Annotated in this window: 16 protein-coding genes and 2 pseudogenes; 13 read left to right on the plus strand and 5 right to left on the minus strand. The window is 45.1% G+C overall.

The features are described from left to right. Positions 1-93: 93 nt before the first annotated feature. Positions 94-1,284: an amino acid aminotransferase gene (locus L5M17_RS13895; protein WP_105252552.1), complete on the minus strand. Its 1,191-nt coding sequence runs from the start codon at positions 1,282-1,284 to the stop codon at positions 94-96. Between the two features lie 435 nt (positions 1,285-1,719). On the opposite strand from L5M17_RS13895, the gene aroA reads away from it, so the two are divergent. The 10 genes and pseudogenes from aroA to L5M17_RS13945 all read left to right on the plus strand — a co-directional run bounded on the left by aroA (position 1,720) and on the right by L5M17_RS13945 (position 11,917). Next, entirely contained in the window at positions 1,720-3,000 is a 1,281-nt protein-coding gene (gene aroA, locus L5M17_RS13900) for a 3-phosphoshikimate 1-carboxyvinyltransferase (RefSeq protein ID WP_263148166.1), read from the plus strand. Positions 3,001-3,186: 186 nt separating this feature from the next. Continuing rightward, on the plus strand, positions 3,187-3,879 hold the full coding sequence (gene cmk / locus L5M17_RS13905) for a (d)CMP kinase (protein WP_028759874.1): 693 nt from the start codon (positions 3,187-3,189) through the stop codon (positions 3,877-3,879). Positions 3,880-3,978: 99 nt separating this feature from the next. Next, a pseudogene (gene rpsA, locus L5M17_RS13910) lies at positions 3,979-5,649 on the plus strand (30S ribosomal protein S1); the annotation flags it as partial. Positions 5,650-5,722: 73 nt separating this feature from the next. Further along, a complete protein-coding gene (ihfB, locus tag L5M17_RS13915; RefSeq protein WP_006081718.1) occupies positions 5,723-6,010 on the plus strand; it encodes an integration host factor subunit beta in 288 nt (95 codons plus the stop codon). A gap of 122 nt (positions 6,011-6,132) precedes the next feature. Next, the gene (locus tag L5M17_RS13920) at positions 6,133-6,408 is read left to right on the plus strand and encodes a LapA family protein (RefSeq protein WP_028759876.1); all 276 of its coding nucleotides are present in this window, start codon (positions 6,133-6,135) and stop codon (positions 6,406-6,408) included. A gap of 1 nt (position 6,409) precedes the next feature. After that, the gene (gene lapB / locus L5M17_RS13925; RefSeq protein ID WP_113940394.1) at positions 6,410-7,570 is read left to right on the plus strand and encodes a lipopolysaccharide assembly protein LapB; all 1,161 of its coding nucleotides are present in this window, start codon (positions 6,410-6,412) and stop codon (positions 7,568-7,570) included. 45 nt (positions 7,571-7,615) lie between these two features. Continuing rightward, positions 7,616-8,311: an orotidine-5'-phosphate decarboxylase gene (pyrF, locus tag L5M17_RS13930; RefSeq protein ID WP_113940395.1), complete on the plus strand. Its 696-nt coding sequence runs from the start codon at positions 7,616-7,618 to the stop codon at positions 8,309-8,311. Between the two features lie 185 nt (positions 8,312-8,496). Continuing rightward, positions 8,497-9,318, plus strand: coding sequence for an SDR family oxidoreductase (locus tag L5M17_RS13935; protein WP_219252423.1), 822 nt, complete (start codon positions 8,497-8,499; stop codon positions 9,316-9,318). Positions 9,319-9,388: 70 nt separating this feature from the next. Next, on the plus strand, positions 9,389-9,931 hold the full coding sequence (locus L5M17_RS13940; RefSeq protein WP_028759879.1) for a DUF2058 domain-containing protein: 543 nt from the start codon (positions 9,389-9,391) through the stop codon (positions 9,929-9,931). Between the two features lie 228 nt (positions 9,932-10,159). Beyond that, complete coding sequence (locus tag L5M17_RS13945; protein ID WP_168827074.1) at positions 10,160-11,917, plus strand: acyl-CoA dehydrogenase family protein; 1,758 nt, start codon at positions 10,160-10,162, stop codon at positions 11,915-11,917. A gap of 101 nt (positions 11,918-12,018) precedes the next feature. On the opposite strand, the gene dacB is transcribed toward L5M17_RS13945, so the two are convergent. Both dacB and L5M17_RS13955 read right to left on the minus strand, forming a co-directional pair. Next, positions 12,019-13,512, minus strand: coding sequence for a D-alanyl-D-alanine carboxypeptidase/D-alanyl-D-alanine-endopeptidase (gene dacB, locus L5M17_RS13950; protein WP_263148168.1), 1,494 nt, complete (start codon positions 13,510-13,512; stop codon positions 12,019-12,021). 59 nt (positions 13,513-13,571) lie between these two features. Beyond that, positions 13,572-13,748 carry a hypothetical protein gene (locus tag L5M17_RS13955; RefSeq protein ID WP_006081710.1) on the minus strand — a complete coding sequence of 59 codons (177 nt, stop codon included), beginning with the start codon at positions 13,746-13,748 and terminating at the stop codon, positions 13,572-13,574. A gap of 430 nt (positions 13,749-14,178) precedes the next feature. On the opposite strand from L5M17_RS13955, the gene L5M17_RS13960 reads away from it, so the two are divergent. Both L5M17_RS13960 and pssA read left to right on the plus strand, forming a co-directional pair. Continuing rightward, the gene (locus L5M17_RS13960) at positions 14,179-14,511 is read left to right on the plus strand and encodes a DUF1904 domain-containing protein (protein ID WP_028759882.1); all 333 of its coding nucleotides are present in this window, start codon (positions 14,179-14,181) and stop codon (positions 14,509-14,511) included. An 11-nt stretch (positions 14,512-14,522) separates the two neighbouring features. Next, positions 14,523-15,836 carry a CDP-diacylglycerol--serine O-phosphatidyltransferase gene (gene pssA / locus L5M17_RS13965; RefSeq protein ID WP_168827076.1) on the plus strand — a complete coding sequence of 438 codons (1,314 nt, stop codon included), beginning with the start codon at positions 14,523-14,525 and terminating at the stop codon, positions 15,834-15,836. A gap of 153 nt (positions 15,837-15,989) precedes the next feature. On the opposite strand, the gene emrD is transcribed toward pssA, so the two are convergent. Continuing rightward, positions 15,990-17,222, minus strand: coding sequence for a multidrug efflux MFS transporter EmrD (gene emrD, locus L5M17_RS13970; RefSeq protein ID WP_168827077.1), 1,233 nt, complete (start codon positions 17,220-17,222; stop codon positions 15,990-15,992). A gap of 377 nt (positions 17,223-17,599) precedes the next feature. Then, positions 17,600-18,784: a class C beta-lactamase gene (gene ampC / locus L5M17_RS13975; RefSeq protein WP_263148172.1), complete on the minus strand. Its 1,185-nt coding sequence runs from the start codon at positions 18,782-18,784 to the stop codon at positions 17,600-17,602. Between the two features lie 275 nt (positions 18,785-19,059). On the opposite strand from ampC, the pseudogene L5M17_RS13980 reads away from it, so the two are divergent. After that, positions 19,060-19,192: pseudogene (locus tag L5M17_RS13980) on the plus strand (IS4 family transposase); the annotation flags it as partial.

Here is a 19,192-nt window from a genome sequence, read left to right on the forward strand (position 1 = left end):
AAAAATTTAACACTTGAGGCGGTAAATGAACTCTGCTGTATTCCTTTATTGCGGGAATACAGCAGAGTGAGCGGTGCAGATAAACTCAGTGGCTTAGAGCACTTTAGCAATCGATTGGGCTAAGTAATCGACGTTATCTTCACTGATCCCAGCAATACTGATGCGGCTTGAACCTACCATATAGATGCTGAATTCTTTTTGTAGGCGCGCCACTTGCTCTGGAGCCACCCCAAGGAAAGAGAACATACCTTTTTGGCGGGCGATAAAGCTAAAGTCACGGTTTACGCCATTGGCTTTAAGTTTATCCACTAAAATGGCGCGGTTGCCGTTGATGCGATCGCGCATCACTTTCAGCTCATCAAGCCATTCTTGGGTTAATTCTTTTGATCCTAAAATCGTCTCAACAATCGCCGCGCCATGGGCAGGTGGCATAGAGTAAAGGCAGCGAACCACATAAAGCAGTACAGATTGCGCGACATTGGCGGTATTGGCATCTTTGGCAATCACAGAACATGAACCAATACGCTCACGGTACAAACCGAAGTTTTTCGAGCATGAGCTGCACAGGATCATATTATCGACCGCTGCCGCCATATGACGCACGCCGTAGGCATCAATATCCACGCCATCACCAAAGCCTTGGTAGGCCATGTCAATCAGTGGCGTAAAGCCTTGCTCTTTTGTCAGGGCAACCACTTTATCCCATTGCTCTGTGGTTAAATCCATTCCGCTTGGGTTATGGCAACAGGCGTGGAATAACACCACATCATCAGGATTTACTTGCGATAATGCAGCAAGCATCTCATCAAATTTCAATGATTTGCTATCGTAGTCATAGTAAGGATAGGTTTTAACAGTAATACCAGCTGCTTCGAATAAACCGATATGGTTTGCCCAAGTTGGATCGCTTACCCATAACACGGCATTCGGGTTGCAGCGTTTGATAAAATCACCCGCCACGCGCAGCGCGCCTGTACCACCGGGTGTTGAAACGGTGCGGATACGGTTAGCGATAATGGCACTGTGGCCAGCACCAAAGGCTAATTCCGTCATCAAGGTGTTGAATTGTGGTGAGCCTGTTGGGCCGATATACACTTTGGTTGTCTCGGTATCGAGACGGAATTTTTCCGCTTTTTTCACGCAGCTTAGAATAGGGGTAACGCCGGTAGGATCTTTATAAACGCCAACACCTAAATCCACTTTTTGTGGGTGAGAGTCTTCGCGGTACTGAGTCAACAAGCCAAGGATGGGATCTGCTGGCATTGCGATGAGTGAGTTAAACATAGCTCCATCTACCTTTCTGGTTATAGTGCAAACGTGATTGTTCGTATCAGATATGCGTTATTTATCGTTTGGAGGCTAGAATAGCGCGGAAAGGTAAAGTAATTAAAGTGAAAACTGTGATTACACGCCAGTTATCTTGGCAAAAAAGCCTGCCAAAAATACGGTTAAATCATAAATTAACCGCTTAAATTTTGCGTTTTTGTTATTTTTACACTGATCTCAGCAAATAATCTGACCAAAATGCCATTTTTCTCGAAAAAACGGTTGAATCCTTAGCGACAATCGGTAATTTTATAACGACGAAGCACCAACAAGGCCCCAATCTCCTTTTATTTGTAATCTTAACTTGACGCGCTGTAGCGTGAAGTTGCCATTTTGCGTATTCAGTCCGCGTGATCGTGATGATGACGCCCTATAGAGAAAGAAGATTTATTCATGAAGCAATTACGTCTTGAACCTGTTGTGCAAGTCCACGGTGAAATCAATATTCCGGGCTCAAAAAGTATTTCAAATCGAGCCTTATTATTGGCCACCTTAGCCCAAGGTACTACCACGCTCACCAATCTGCTCGATTCAGATGATATCCGCCACATGCTGGCCTCCCTCAAGCAGTTAGGGGTGAACTACCGTTTATCGCAAAACAATACTGTGTGTGAACTCGATGGTTTAGGTGGTGTGATTTCCTCAGCATCCGCGCAGGAATTGTTTTTAGGCAATGCGGGTACCGCAATGCGCCCCTTATGCGCCGCCTTAACCTTAGGCCAAGGTGAATTTACCCTCACGGGCGAACCACGTATGGAAGAGCGTCCGATTGGCGATTTAGTCGATGCCTTAAGGCAACTCGGTGCCAATATTGTTTATCTTAAAAATGACGGTTTCCCGCCACTGACGATTAATGCCACTGGCCTTAATGGCGGTGATGTTGAAATTGCAGGCGATTTATCGAGCCAGTTTTTAACGGCTTTGTTGATGGTTGCGCCGCTTGCTAAGGGCAGCGTCAATATCCATGTCAAAGGCGAGTTAGTCTCTAAGCCTTATATCGATATCACTATCGCCTTGATGGCGCAGTTCGGCGTTAAAGTCATTAACCATGACTATGCCCGTTTTGAGATTGTTGCAGGCCAGCGTTATATATCACCAGGCAAAGTACTGGTAGAAGGCGATGCGTCATCGGCATCGTATTTCCTTGCCGCTGGGGCGATTAAAGGCGGCGAAGTCAAAGTCACGGGTGTGGGCCGCTTGAGTATTCAAGGTGATGTAAAATTTGCCGATGTGCTCGAAAAAATGGGCGCAGATATCGAGTGGGGCGATGACTATATTATTGCCCGCGGCTCACAATTAACCGCCGTCGACTTAGATATGAACCATATTCCCGATGCGGCTATGACCATAGCTACGGCCGCGCTATTTGCGAAAGGCACGACGGTTATTCGCAATATTTACAACTGGCGCATCAAGGAAACCGACCGCTTAGCAGCAATGGCTACTGAGCTGCGAAAAGTGGGCGCCGAGGTTGAAGAGGGGAATGACTACATTAAAATCACCCCGCCAGCCGTTATTAACACCGCTGAAATTGATACCTACAACGATCACCGCATGGCCATGTGCTTTTCTATGCTGGCATTTGCCGATTGCGGTATCACCATCAATGATCCTGACTGTACTTCTAAAACATTCCCTGACTACTTTAAGCAGTTTGCGAGCCTGCAAGGCTAAGTCTGTTTGTTTCGTCATTGTTACAACCATCAATGTCAAGAATAGCAAGCCGTATTTGTGCGGCTTCTAATCTTCATAAAAAATCCACGGATTTTGTTTGTCTTTTGTTGTACAATGCGGCGCGCTCATTTTCGGGGGCTCACTTGATGAACTCACGGATGATGGTTATTTTTTGCGGAGGAATGTATGTCTGAACGGGCTCCTGTAGTCACAATCGACGGCCCAAGTGGTGCTGGCAAAGGTACAATTAGTCAATTATTGGCTCAGCATCTAGGTTGGCAACTACTTGATAGTGGTGCCATTTACCGAGTTCTTGCGCTTGCAGCAATTCATCATAACGTTGAACTGGAAAATGAAGAGTCTATCACGTTGTTAGCGGCACATCTGGATGTGAAGTTTCTAACAGGCAATGATAAAGATCCGGTTCAAGTGATATTGGAAGGTGAAGACGTCACCAACGACATTCGCACCCAAGAGTGCTCGAATGCCGCTTCAAAAGTCGCTGCCTTTCCACGGGTGAGAGAAGCCTTATTACGTCGCCAACGGGCCTTTAAAACGGCGCCAGGATTAATTGCCGATGGTCGTGACATGGGAACAGTCGTTTTCCCAAGTGCGCCGGCAAAATTATATTTAACCGCCTCAGCTGAAGAGCGTGCCCAAAGACGCTATAATCAGTTGCAGGACAAGGGCTTCGATGTTAATATCGAGCGCCTTTTAAGTGAAATTATCGAACGTGATGACCGCGATATGAATCGTCCGGTGGCTCCTTTAGTCCCCGCCGATGACGCGCTCATTATCGATACTAGCGGTAAGGGTATTGATGAAGTGCTAGCGCTTGCGCTTAACTTTATCAACCAAAAATTATCCGGCACTAACTAAGTTAGTCCACCGGATAGGTATTCGTATTAAGGATGATACGGATAATTTGACTGACTCCACGTCTAGGACGGACAGTGGTTTAATAAAGAAAGTAACCTAAACATGACTGAATCTTTTGCTGATCTATTTGAACAATCCCTTCAAACTCTGGAATTCCGTCCAGGCTCTATCGTTCGTGGTACTGTTGTATCAATCAAAAACGGTATGGTACTGGTTGACGCGGGTCTGAAGTCTGAAAGCCCAATCCCAGCTGAACAATTCAAAAACGCTCAAGGCGTTTTAGAAATTCAAGTTGGCGATGAAGTTGACGTAGCTCTTGACTCTGTTGAAGACGGCTTCGGTGAGACTCAACTGTCTCGCGAAAAAGCGAAACGTCATGAAGCTTGGATCGTTCTGGAAAAAGCTTATGAAGATGCTGAAACTGTAATCGGTATCATCAATGGTAAAGTTAAAGGCGGTTTCACTGTTGAATTAAACGGTATCCGTGCCTTCTTACCAGGTTCTCTAGTTGACGTGCGCCCAGTTCGCGACACCGCTCACTTAGAGTACAAAGAATTAGAATTCAAAGTTATCAAGCTAGACCAGAAGCGTAACAACGTTGTTGTTTCTCGTCGTGCAGTTATCGAATCAGAAAGCAGCGCTGAGCGTGATGCACTGTTAGAAAACCTGCAAGAAGGTCAAGCAGTTAAGGGTATCGTTAAGAACCTGACTGACTACGGTGCATTCGTAGATTTAGGTGGTGTTGACGGTCTGCTACATATCACAGATATGGCGTGGAAACGTGTTAAACATCCATCAGAAATCGTCAATGTTGGCGATGAAATCAACGTTAAAGTACTGAAGTACGATCGTGAGCGCACTCGTGTGTCTCTAGGTCTGAAACAACTTGGCGAAGATCCATGGTTAGAAATCAGCAAACGCTACCCAGAAAACACACGTTTAACTGGTCGCGTTACTAACCTAACTGACTACGGTTGCTTCGTAGAAATCGAAGAAGGCGTTGAAGGTCTGGTTCACGTTTCTGAAATGGATTGGACTAACAAGAACATTCACCCATCTAAAGTGGTTAACTTAGGTGATGAAGTTGAAGTTCTGGTTCTGGACATCGATGAAGAGCGTCGTCGTATTTCTCTAGGTCTGAAACAATGTAAGACCAATCCATGGGATGACTTCGCAACTCGTTACAACAAAGGCGACAAGGTTTCTGGTAAGATCAAGTCAATCACTGACTTCGGTATCTTTATCGGTCTTGACGGCGGTATCGATGGTCTAGTTCACCTGTCTGACATTTCTTGGAACGGTACTGGCGAAGACGCAGTTTCTGAATACAAGAAAGGCGATGAAATCCATGCAGTGGTTCTGTCTGTAGATCCAGAGCGTGAGCGCATCAGCTTAGGTGTTAAGCAAACTGAAGATGATCCATTCAACGCATACTTGGCTGACAAGAAGAAAGGTACTATCGTAAACGGTACTGTTTCTGCTGTTGATGCTAAAGGTGTGACTGTTGAACTGGCTGACACTGTTGAAGGTTACATCCGTGTAGCTGACATTTCACGTGAGCGTATCGAAGATGCATCTACTGTCTATAATGTAGGTGATGCAATCGAAGCTAAGTTCATGGGTGTTGACCGTAAGAACCGCTCTATCAGCCTGTCAATCAAAGCGAAAGACGAAGCTGAAGAGAAAGAAGTAATGGCGACTCTGAACAAACAAGATGACGCTGTTATTAGCAATGCAATGGCTGAAGCGTTTAAAGCAGCTCGTAAATAATCGCCTGTTGTTTGGGGAGACATCTCTCCCCATTAGGCGACTGTGTTTGGCTTGATAATAGGGGATAGCTAGGATGACGAAATCTGAACTTATCGAAAAACTCGCCACCAGGCAGTCGCAGCTGTCGGCGAAAGAGGTTGAAGGCGCAATCAAAGAAATGTTGGAGCAAATGGCAACAACATTAGAAAGCGGTGATCGTATTGAGATCCGTGGCTTTGGTAGTTTCTCGCTTCACTATCGTGCACCGCGGACTGGCCGTAATCCAAAGACTGGTTCATCAGTCGATTTGGAAGGTAAATACGTCCCGCACTTTAAGCCAGGCAAAGAACTGCGCGAGCGTGTTGACGCCGTTAATGTGTGATTGACCGCATAGTAAAAAGCCTCCGTTAGGAGGCTTTTTTGTATCTATTGTAAGGCAATGCTGGTCAGCTTAGTAAATTTCTTGGATAATCATTAAATTGAAACGCGTTTAGGGAGTGCAGCGTGAAATCATTTGTAGCAACTGTGCTTGTGGCACTGTTATTTATTTTGGCGTTGATTTTTGGCGCGCGTAATGAACAAGTGGTGACCATCAGCTATTTTGTCGCACAGGGTGAATATCGTTTACCTGTTGTCTTAGCGATTGTCTTTTTTGCTGGTTTTATTTTGAGTTGGTTATTTGCTAGCTACTATATTGTTCGCTTGAAATTAAGTTTAGCGGCAACTAAAAAGAAACTAAATCAAGTGATCGCTAAAATCCCTCAGGATGTAGACGCCTAATATGCTTGAGATCCTCTTTCTGTTGCTTCCCATTGCTGCCGCCTATGGTTGGTATATGGGGCGACGGAGCATAAGGCAGAATCAAAGTAATCAACGTAAACAATTGAGCCGGGATTATTTTACTGGCCTCAATTTCTTACTGTCGAACGAATCGGATAAAGCCGTCGATTTGTTTATCAGTATGCTAGATGTTGACGATGAAACCATCGATACCCATCTGTCACTCGGTTCGCTGTTCCGTAAGCGAGGAGAGGTCGACCGCTCTATTCGTATCCATCAAAATTTAATCGCGCGGCCTACATTAACTAATGAGCAGCGTGACATTGCTATGATGGAGCTGGGTAAAGATTATCTAGCAGCAGGTTTTTACGACAGAGCCGAAGAAATCTTTATCAACTTGGTCAGCCAAGACGATCACAGTGAAGAATCTGAAACACAGCTGATTGCTATCTATCAAGTGATTAAAGAGTGGCAGAAAGCCATTGATATCACTAAGCGTTTGAGTCGTAAACGTCAGCAAGTTTTAAAGCCGTTAACGGCGCATTTCTATTGCCAGTTAGCCGATGAAGCCAGTGATGATGCGCAGAAAATTAAACTGCTACAGCAAGCGCTGAAGCAAGATCCCCAATGCGGTCGTGCATTATTGACCCTAGCGAAAAAATTCCTCGATATTCAAGATTATGCCCAGTGTAAGCAAATGCTGCTGCAATTGAAAAAAGCCGATATCGAGCTTTTTGCCGATGCAATTCCAACGGCCAAACAAGTTTATCGCGACACGCAAGATAAAGAAGGTTTTCAAGAATTACTCGCGGGCGCAATGGCCGATGGCGCCGGTGCTTCTGTGGTGGTCGCCTTAGCGCAGCACATGATAAGTCTTGATGAGATTAAAGCGGCAGAGACCATGGTACTCGATGCGTTATATCGCCATCCTACCATGAAAGGTTTTCAGCACTTGATGCAAATGCATTTGCGTCAAGCCGAAGAAGGGCAAGCCAAGCAAAGTTTAACTATGCTAGAGCAGCTCGTTGAACAACAAATTAAATTCCGTCCGAGTTACCGTTGTAAGGAGTGTGGTTTTCCTTCCCATGCGCTTTACTGGCATTGTCCTTCTTGTAAAAACTGGGGCAGCATTAAACGGATCCGAGGCCTAGACGGCGAATAATCTATTAGAAGAATACACAGTTTGTGTAACCCCGTTGGAGAGATGATGACGACTAAACCTATCCTCGTAGCGCTTGATTACGATAATAAAAACCATGCTTTACAACTGATAGAAAAACTCGATCCCAACATGTGCCGCCTTAAAGTCGGCAAAGAAATGTTTACCTTGTTTGGCCCGCAACTGGTGAAAGATATCCATGATCGTGGTTTTGATTTATTCCTTGATTTGAAATTTCACGATATTCCCAATACTGTCGCCAAAGCCGTGGCCGCAGCCGCAGAGCTGGGCGTATGGATGACGAACGTACATGCCAGCGGTGGCTTAGCCATGATGGAAGCGGCTAAAAAAGCCTTACTGCCATACGGCGATAAAGCGCCTATGCTGATCGCGGTCACGGTATTAACCTCGATGAGTGATGACGATCTTAAATTACTCGGCATCAATGTGCCTGCGTTTGAGCATGTGCAACGTTTGGCGAAGCTCACACAGCAAGCGGGACTCGATGGCGTGGTGTGTTCCGCCCAAGAAGCGACTGCCTTGAAATCACTGTTAGGTCATGATTTCAAGCTTGTGACACCGGGGATCCGCCCAGTTGGCAGTGATGCTGGCGATCAACACCGCGTGATGACGCCACCTCAAGCGATAGCAGCGGGTTCTGATTACTTAGTGATTGGTCGCCCAATTACCAAAGCTGCCGATCCGTTAGCGGCATTGCAAGCGATTCACCAATCATTGGCATAGACGCCACACTAGCCGTCTAAAGCGCGGTTTGAAAGTCGTTTGACCGTTGTTTAAATAAAAAAGCTTGAAATCGCTCGTTGGTATCCTTGAGATGATGGATAAAAATTGAAATAGTATGTTGAATGACAACATAAAATAATTAATCACGCCCTGAGTGCATATCTCACTGTTCACGGAGAACGCCCATGTTTAATGCTACGATGTTTAACTATCAAGGTAAGAATGTTGTCGTTGTTGGTGGTACCAGTGGGATAAATCTCGCGATTGCTATTGCGTTCGCACAGGCTGGCGCAAATGTGGCCGTTGCGAGCCGCAGTCAAGATAAAATCGATGCCGCGGTATTGCAGTTGCAACAGGCCAATCCTGACGGTATTCATTTGGGTGTGAGTTTTGATGTGCGCGATCTTAGCGCCCTTGAAGTCGGTTTTGATAAAATCGCTTCTGAGTTTGGTTTTATCGATGTGCTGGTAAGCGGCGCGGCGGGGAATTTCCCTGCCAGCGCCGCAAAGCTTTCGGCCAATGGTTTTAAGTCGGTGATGGACATTGATTTGCTCGGCAGTTTTCAAGTGCTAAAGCAGGCTTATCCTTTGCTGCGTCGCCCCAATGGCAATATTATCCAGATTTCGGCGCCGCAGGCTTCGATCGCTATGCCAATGCAAGTACATGTGTGTGCGGCTAAAGCGGGTGTGGATATGCTAACGCGAACTTTAGCGTTAGAGTGGGGCTGTGAAGGGCTGAGAATTAATTCGATTATGCCTGGCCCCATCGCCAATACTGAAGGTTTTAATCGCCTTGCACCCAGCGCCACATTACAGCAAAAGGTTGCCCAATCCGTTCCGCTAAAACGCAACGGCGCAGGTCAGGATATCGCCAATGCCGCGCTATTCTTAGGCTCTGAATTAGCTTCCTATATTACGGGAGTTGTGCTGCCGGTTGATGGCGGTTGGTCACTTGGCGGCGCCAGTATAGCGATGACAGAGCTTGGCGAACTGGCCGCAAAAATGTAGTTTGGTTTTAGATTATTGATATTCAAAATCGAGAACTTTGATTTTATAGAAATTAAGTAGGTAATGATCCATGGCTAATGCATTACAAGAGCAGCTACTCAAAGCAGGGCTTGCCAGTAAACAAAAGGTTCGCGACGTTAAGACTCAAAAACGCCGAGACAAAAAATCTCGAGTTGATGATGGCTCAAGTGCTTTTAAGCAAGAAGTGGCCGAGCAAAAACGGTTGCAGGCGCAAAAAGATAAAGCGCTGAACGAGCAACGTTTTGCAGAGGCATCAGAGCGTGGACAGGTGCGAGGTTTAATCACTGAGTTCACTAAGTCTGCGATTAAGATCCCAGCTTATGCTGAAGTGAAATTTAACTATACTCTTGATAATAAGATCTATTCTTTATACATAGATGAAAAACTGCAGGCAGAATTGCTCAAAGGGCAATTAGGCATAGTGCGTTACGAAGATAAGAGTTACTTGGTACCACATAAGTTAGCCGAGCGAGTGAAACTACTGGTGCCGCAGTGGTGTGGTTATCTGTGGCAACAGGATGAATCTAAAGCTGTGGTCGTTGAAGATGATCCCTATGCAGATTACGCAATTCCTGATGATTTAATGTGGTAATTGCCACAAGCCTGTGACCTAACGCTAAGACAATCCTGTTGTAAAGCTTATAAAATAGAGACCCTTAAGTTCAAGCTTAAGGGTTTTTTATGGGTTAAATTTATATTTAGCTCGCACACTCGCATACTTTTATATTATTCACAGCTGTATTTGTAATGAGATTGTTTTCTACAGTGAACTGGTATAAATTAAAACAACTGTTTTAATCCTACGTTTAAGAGTCTACCAATGAATCCTTACCAAGCCCCATTGACGGATATGCGTTTCCTACTGGAACAGGTATTTGATGCTCCAAACACTTGGGCACAATTGCCTGAGATTGCAGAAATGGTCGATATCGACACGGCTAATGCCATTTTGGAAGAAGCAGCCAAGATCAGTTGTGAGTTGATCCATCCGCTGAACCGGACGGGCGATGAGCAGGGCGTGTTGCATCAAGACAATCAAGTGATTACCCCTGATGGCTACAAAGCCGTTTATGAGCAGTATTCCCAGGGCGGTTGGATTGGTTTGTGTGGCGATCCTGAATTTGGTGGCATGGGGATGCCGAAGATGCTGGGGATCTTAGTCGACGAAATGGCTTACAGTGCTTGTAATGCGTTTACGCTTTATGGCTCGTTAACCGCGGGAGCGGCTTTATGTATCAATGCCCACGGCAGCGAAGAATTGAAACAAGCTTATTTGCCTAAGTTATATTCCGGCGAATGGGCGGGTGCTATGGATATGACGGAGCCGCAAGCGGGTTCTGATCTGCGTAATATTCGCACTCGAGCTTTACCGCAGGATGATGGTAGTTATGCCATCACGGGCAGCAAGATTTTTATCACGGGTGGCGATCATGATTTAACTGAAAACGTCATCCACTTAGTGCTTGCCAAGCTACCGGATAGCAAAGGGATTTCACTCTTCCTTGTACCTAAAATATCGGTAAATACCGATGGCAGCTTAGCCAATGCCAATGGTGTATCAGTGGGGTCTATCGAGCATAAGATGGGCCTTAAAGGTTCTGCGACTTGTGTGATGAATTTTGATAATGCCCAAGGTTTCTTGATTGGCGAGCCTAATCGCGGCCTCGTATGCATGTTCACTATGATGAACTATGAGCGTTTAGCGATTGGTATTCAAGGACTTGGCAGTGCGCAGGCGGCGTACCAGATGGCGGCCGATTACGCTAAAGAGCGTAATCAAGGCATCGCCGCTGGCGGCTCACCGACGGGCAGTGATTCTGATCCCATTATTGTCCATGGCGATGTGCGCCGTATGTTGTTGACCATTCGTGCGATGACAGAAGCGGGCCGTGCTTTGTCTGTGTTTACAGGACAACAGCTGGATTTAGCAAAATATGCCCAAGATGAGGTTAAGGCTAAAGCGGCGCGTTATGTGGGTTTATTAACGCCAGTGGCGAAAGCATTTTTAACCGATCGGGGTCTAGATGCGACTATCATGGCGCAACAAGTCTTTGGTGGACATGGTTATATTCGTGAAACAGGTATTGAGCAATTAGTCCGTGATACCCGTATCGCTCAGATTTATGAAGGTACCAATGGCATTCAAGCCATTGATTTCCTAGGTCGTAAAGTCACTGGCGATAACTTAGCCGCATTAAACGAATTTGTGGCAGACTTGAAGGCACAAATGCGGGCATTCACCCATGTTGATGCGGTGAAAGTGGCGGCAGTATGCGCACGTTTAGATGCATTAGTTATAGTCGCCGAGTCAGTTAATGATCGCAAAGTGGCTCAGCCTGCACTTATTAATGCGTGTGCGGTCGACTTTTTAGATGCCTTTGGTTACACCCTGTATGGTTTCTACTGGTTGGCTATGGTTGATAAGGTTGCGGATCATGAAGATAAAGCTTTCGCCGAGCAGAAAGTCTATTTGTCTAAGTTCTATTTTGATAAGTTATTGCCAAAAGCGGATTACCATATCGCTCAAGTCAGAGCTGGTGATGCGACGACTATGGCGATGCCTGCGGAGTTGTTTTAACAAGGCTTCGGTATATTCGTTTAGATAAAAACTTAAAAAGCACTGATGACTCAGTGCTTTTTTGTGCAAGTTTTTTACTCTGTAGCAGTTAATTAATGACTCTAGTGAGCCGCAGTATTCACAGTCGCAGTGGTTGATGACGGTTGCAGCACTGAAATCAATTGTTTAAGAAACTCGGCATTGAATGAGGGTTTATGTTGATTTTTCAATTCAGAACTCATGCCATTCTCAAGGATTACAAACAGGGTATCGTTATGCTGGGGCAAACGGATAAAGCCCGCTAAGTTAGACACGCCTTGCATCGAGCCTGTTTTAGCGAAAATTTGCTGTTTAAGCGGCGGCTTGTTGTAGCCCATACGATATCTTAAGGTGCCGCTGAACCCCGCCTGTGGCAGACTCGTGATTAACGGACTAAAGCGGCTATCTTGGTGGATTAGCGCCAACACCGCGGCTAACTGCTTGGCATTGAGCAAGTTATAGCGTGACAATCCTGAACCATCCACAATATTGGCGTTACTCAAATCTATGCCTAAATTCGTTAAAATTCGCTGCATGGCAGCGGCACCATTGGTAAAGCTGCCTTGGGTTTTAAAATAACTTTTACCAAGTTGCTTAAAAAGACTATCGGCAATCAAATTATCTGACTTGAGCAGCATAGTCTCGAGCAGCTCAGGTAAGGGCGCCGAGCTATGGCTGGCAATTAGTTTTGCCTTTTGGGGTAAGCTAGTGCCGAGTTGTACTTTACCCGCAAGAGACATCTCGCCTTTAAGTAGGGAGGTGAGGTTATCTTGGGCAAATTTGAACGGATCGCTGATCGCAATCGCCAGTGGTATCGCCTCACCGCCAGGGTAACAGCCGCGTAAATGGTAGTTATTTTGACCTAATCTGACCATATCAAGTTGGCAAAATTCGCGGCTCGCCTTTTGATCAAACACCGCATCGCTGCTGATTTTGACCCCATAACTTCCTGCACGCAGACTTACCTGTGAAGGTTTGCTGGTAGAGCTGGGGCTAAACTGACCATAGACACAGTTTTGATTGATAATATAGCTAGATACAGGCGCGGCAAAACAAATACCTAAGTCATCCCATACCCAACCAGGACCTTGCAATTGTTCCTGTTTATCGCCGAGCAAATACAGATGTCCATCAATGCGATTAATGCCTTGTTTTACGAGATTGGCAAAAATGGCCTTGAGATCGGCTTGAGTTAGCGTGGGATCGCCACTAAAACGCAGATAAGCACTGCCTGCGATATGGCCCTTGCGTATCGGTGCATCTGTCCATAATTCCGTGACATAACGAAAATCAGGCCCAAGCTGAGCCACAGCACTGACTGCCGTGAGCAGCTTTTGGGTACTGGCTGGAATAAACAAGGTCTCAGCTTGTTGGCTATAGATTACTTGATTGTTCGACATATCCATTGCCAGTAAGGCGATTTGTGAATGTCGAGGGCTGATCTTGCTGATTGCTTGGCTAAGCGAAGTGGTTTGAGCACTTATCGGCCTAGAATCATGTTGCTCTGCATAGGCCATATTATGACTTGCGGTTAGGAGCAGGCCGGCATATAGAGTGGTTTTCAGTAACGTTTCCATGTTAGCTATTGGCCATTTTTATCAAAACATCATTAAGATTAGGTTGGTATTGTGTGCGGTTAATCCTCACTGCTGCCGTCATCCTTTTCCATCAAGCGATATAAACGTAGGGTAACAAACAATACCAGCCCAATAAACAACGGCAGGATGAGTAACCCTAACTGGGTTTTAAAATGGAAAATACCCCAAGCAAACAGCAATGTCAGTGCTAACGTCAGCAGAATTTTTTTGTTCATAGTCTTAATCTTGTATCGTGTGGTCTAATCGCAAATAGGCGGTTTAGTTTACGCTAAATCACTGGATTCGGGGTGAATGAAATGGGTTTGAAGATTATTTTGTGATTTGGCAGACATTTTGGGTGCAGTTCAGTGAAATTTGGACTGATTTGTAGCGTTAAGAATCACCCTATTTAGGGGCAACATTATTGTGTGGACGGGCAAATAATGCCGAAAATATCCGTCGTAAAATGCGATTTCAAGCAAGGGTAAATGAAGATGATTTTTAGGTAAATTGGTGCACTGAAGTGGAATAAAATCGCGTGAGGTCAAATTACCAGCAAAACCGTTAGGTTTAACAAGACTTTTGGGAGAAAAGTCTTGCCGAGACGAGGTGAAGTCGGTAATTTCTACCCCTTACGATTTTAGGTTCTTAGGTAACAACTAAACCATGCCACATATTAGTATGCGCGGCTTACCACAAGCGGTCGTTGCAGCGTTCAGCCAAACATTACTGCAGTCATTGGCGGATATATGTAAAGGTAATGCAGAGAGTTTCACATTAGATTGGATCCCAAGCATCAGTTTTCGAAATGGAAAAATTGATCAACGCTTTGTCCAAGTTGAGTTACTCTGGTTCCCTAAGGACCCTGATATACATCTTAAAGTAGAACAAACGATCAGGTTGGCAGTGACAGAGGCCTATCCAGAGTTAACACATATTGCTGTGATGTTTTTATCACTGAACCCCAGTGCTTCCTATCGGGGTGGTCAGCATGTTTAAAGGAGGATGCCTTGCTAGATAAGCTTGGTGGAATAGCCGTTCAACCCGAGGCTTTAACGTGGTTGCTCACGCCATGCCGTTTCAAGGCAGAATTACTCGCTCGTATTGTGAGCGCCAAGCACAGTATTTATATTGCGGCGCTGTATTTAGAAGATGACGAAGCGGGTCGTGAGATATTACAAACCCTCATGGATGCCAAAGCAGCAAATCCAACGCTTGATATCAAAGTGTTAGTCGATTTTCACCGTGCGAGACGTGGCTTGATTGGCCATAAAGGTGATAGCGGTAACTATTTGATGTACCGTAGAGTTATGGCTGAAGCCGAACATCCCATCGATATCTTAGGTGTACCCGTCAAATCCCGTGAATTTATGGGTGTGTTGCACCTTAAGGGATTTATTATCGATGATGCCGTGATTTATAGCGGTGCCAGTCTCAATAATATCTATTTGCAACAACACGATAAGTACCGTTTCGATCGTTATCACTTGATTGAGTCTGCCGAATTAGCGCGCAGTATGCGCGCGATGATCCAGAAAAATATTATTTCTGATCCAGCTGTGTGTTCATTAACGCAAGATGCTGAGCAAGAAGTGCTACCACCAAAGACGGATATGCGTAGCTTTAAGCTGAGACTGTCTGACGCTGAGTATCAGTTTAAGGAAACCCGTGATGGCAATCGCATCACGCCGTTACTTGGGCTAGGACGTAAGAAAAACTTGCTCAATAAAGTGGTTGTCGCCTTGGTGGAAGAGTCAAAAGACTCGCTGTTTATTTGCACACCCTATTTCAATCCGCCGTACATTTTAGTGCGCGCTTTAGCTAAGCATTTACGCAATGGCAAACGCATCGATATCGTTGTGGGCGACAAGACGGCTAACGATTTTTATATTCCGCCTGAGCAGGATTTCTCGACCATAGGTGCCTTGCCCTATATGTATGAGCAATCATTGCGTAAGTTCGCTAAACGCCAACAGTGGGCGATTGATAATGGTCAGTTGAATATCCATCTGTGGAAACACGGCATCAACAGTTATCACCTCAAAGGCATCAGTGCCGACGGTAATAAGCATTTGATCACAGGTTCTAATCTGAATCCAAGAGCTTGGGCGCTGGATCTTGAGAATGGTTTGTTGATCCAAGATGAAATTGGCTGCTGGAAAGTCCAGTTTGAAGCCGAGCAGGCGCATATTCTTGAACACACACAGCGGTTATATCACTATAGCCAAGTGGATACCTTACAGAGCTATCCTGCGCCAGTGAAGAAGATCATGACTAGAATTCGTCGCCTTAAAGCTGATTTTTTACTGCGTCGCATTTTGTAACGATTAAAGCTATCGAAGCTATAAATTAATCGGTATTTTTGATTTATTACAGTGTCTTATCGATTTTAAAAGCCCACAACAATGTGGGCTTTTTATTGACTGATGGTAATAGATTTGGCTTAAACCAAGAATTGTCGCTTCAAATCATATCCATTAAATCTGTGGCATTAAATTCTGGTGAGTATCATTTTGATCTTTGGCGTAATAAAGAGACAGAATCACTAAAACCACCATTACAGCACTTAATAAACCTATGCTCAACTGGCCGCCCATAGGCACTAAAGACATAGTTAATGCGGCAAGTCCGGCACCAAAATTTTGTAATCCCCCCAGTAATGCGCCCGCAATCCCCGCCTGACGTGGAAATGGCTCTAACGCAGCAGATGTTAGGGTAGGGAACAGCATGCCTGCGCCACTGAAGAATAAAATTGATCCAATAAGTAAACTCCAGCCAACCACTAAATTAAAAAGACCTGGGATCAACATAAATAATGCGCCAGCACCGAGTAACGCAACACCTTGGTAAACAACCCTTTGTGGCTTATTCTGTCGGCCCGCGATGAGAGCCCCCAGTAAGTAGCCAGGAATTGGCGCAACAAAATAACAACTGACCATAAAAGGTGTCAGTCCGAGATATTGGCCATAGAGTACGCCAGCAATTGCTTCAAACGCCGCAATACCGGCAAAGGTTGCGATCAATGAAAATAAATAAGCGCGAAACGCTCTATGGCGCAGGACATGCTTATAGGATTTGAAAACGGCTTGATGTTCCCGTTGCGCCTTAGGTAAAGACTCTTTAAAGAGGAATATTAACAACAGCCAGACCGCGACACCGAATCCCGCTAATACCCAGTATACGGCTTGCCAGCCAAAATAGGCCGCAGTGGCGCTGCCGATAAATGGGGCAAGCAAAGGTAAAAACACTACAGCCATAGAGACATAGCTATTAAATTTTACCAGTCGGTCACCAAAGTAGTGATCGCGGGGAATGCTACGACACAATGCGCCTGCGCTGGCGGTGCCTAATCCTTGGATAAGGCTTGCCATAATCAGTTGGTTAAAGCTTGTGGCCTTAGCCGCGAATACAGCGCCTAGAACGAAAATAGCGATACCCACGACGAGTGGCATTTTGCGGCCAACGCGATCTGACACTGGGCCATACACAAATTGAAACATCCCGTAGGAGAGTAAGTAACATGCCATCACGGCTTGTAGTTGGCTGGCGTCCACATGGAGCCCGAGTGCGATTTGTGGAAGGGCAGGTACAAAAATCGTCTGCGCCATTTGGCCACAGGCGACCATAAAGACAATCATTAACAGTAAGCTAGACTGACTCGCCGCTGGAGCGACATCGTGATGAATAGGAGAATGTGGCGTGCCTGACATGATATTTCCGAAAAAGGTCACTTAAGGTATTTGCGCGCATCTTACTCCCTAAAAGCGTAACTTCAAGTGTCAATCATGTTGATTTAACGAAATAATTTTTAATGTGATGCATAAGTTTTTATCCTGATTTTAAGCTGTAAAGCTAAACTTACGATAGGTTATTGGCCTGTTAATTAGGTCGATGAATTGCAAATGAATTAACGTAAGGATTAACCCTGCGGTGCATTTTTTCTTACAAGCCGTCATGAGAAAAGGGAGATTGCAAGGAAGCTGTGAGTTAGCAGCAAGGTGTCAGCCATAAATCAGTAGCGACAAGAATATTGTTAAGAAAAAGGAGATAGCACCAATATACTTATCTCCTCCATTCTAGCGCATGGCTATTTTTGCAATTTTTCGATCCCAGTTAAAATCTGATACCCCACAGTGACCCTTGGTGGAACGGGGTAGTTTTTATTACTCAGCAGTACAATGCCGAGTTTTTTTGCAGGAATAAATGCTGCATAAGCGGCAAAACCGCCAGTAGAACCTGTTTTATTGATCCACACATTTTGCTGCGGCGCGAGGGGCGGCACTATGGGTTTAACGGGTGTACTGCCAAACACGACTTCCTGAGTATGGCCCATAAGTATTTTATCAAGATCAATAGGATATGAGTAATGCTCCCAAATCATATCTTGGGTCATCATGCCCACATCAAAGTATCCCGTGTGGGTCTCATCGAGTGCCGTTTGCAGTGGTTTGGCAAGCGGGTGCATTTGCATATTGGCCTCAACAAATTGCAGTAAATCCTTGGCAGAGGTTTTAACGCCATAGGCTTCATCGGCTAATACACCGGGATTGACTCGCACTGGCATGTCTTGCTTATCATAGCCTTGGGCATAATCGACCATTTTGTTGCTAGGAACCTTGAGATAGCTGTTTGTCATACCCAATTGTGGAAATAGTGTTTGCTCAAGTACTTGTGGAAACGTTTGCCCTAAACTCTGCGCGGCAATCATGCCAAGCAGCCCAATACTCGGATTGGCGTAATTCCTATGGGTCCCCGCGGCAAATGATGGTTGCCAATGCTTAAGGTAATCCATTAACTCTGCGTTATTAGTGACCTTATCAGGAACTTGCATCGGCAAATCACCCGCTGTGTGGGTGGCTAAATTGATGAGACTAATCTTATCAAAATGGCTGCCTTTTAATGCTGGAACATAATCACTGGCCATATCCGTGAGTGTTAATTTACCTTCGCCCTGTGCATAGTTAGCCAGTGTTGCGGTAAAGGTTTTACTGATAGAGCCAATCTCGAACAGGGTATCTTCAGTCACACTTTGCCCAGAGGTTTTAGAACTGACGCCATATTGGTAAAAATACTGTTTACCTTCTATGGTGATGCCAATTACTGCACCGGGAATAGCATACTCGGCCATCAGTGGTTTAACTGCGGAATCTACAATTGACTGGATGTCTTTGGTATTAAGCGTTTGGGCCGTAGTGACATTAGAAAATAGCGTAGCAGAGAGCAGTACGCCGCTTAATAACGGTATAGAAGCGATCGGGGCTTTTGGGTGCATAATTGACCTTTCATTGAGACTGTATTTGTAGAGTAGATTTTCGCATGATATTAGGGCAATTCCACACGAAGTTAAGTCATTACTGATATTTAGCTTAAATACTCCCCCAATAAGTAAGTTAAACGTTAATTTAGTCGGTTTAGTGTTGCACGCTATTGCATACTAAGTGCTGAAGAATCCCCTGATGATTTACAAATAAATCATCAAATTAGGGTGGAAGCGCATCTTGTTGCATGATCAAATGGTTTCGCTAAAAACTACACTTGGACAACAAGATGCGCGAAGCCAATATCCTACAACATTCTTTACACCAATACTGCCCAGAACTTCACCTAAAACGATTAAACAGCTTGATGCTGGCCTCTAAGGCACTGATTGAATGTAAGACACTGACCTTGACTGAGTTAG

It is taken from the genome of Shewanella sp. SW24 (assembly GCF_025653395.1).
Classification (GTDB): Bacteria; Pseudomonadota; Gammaproteobacteria; order Enterobacterales; family Shewanellaceae; genus Shewanella; species Shewanella oncorhynchi.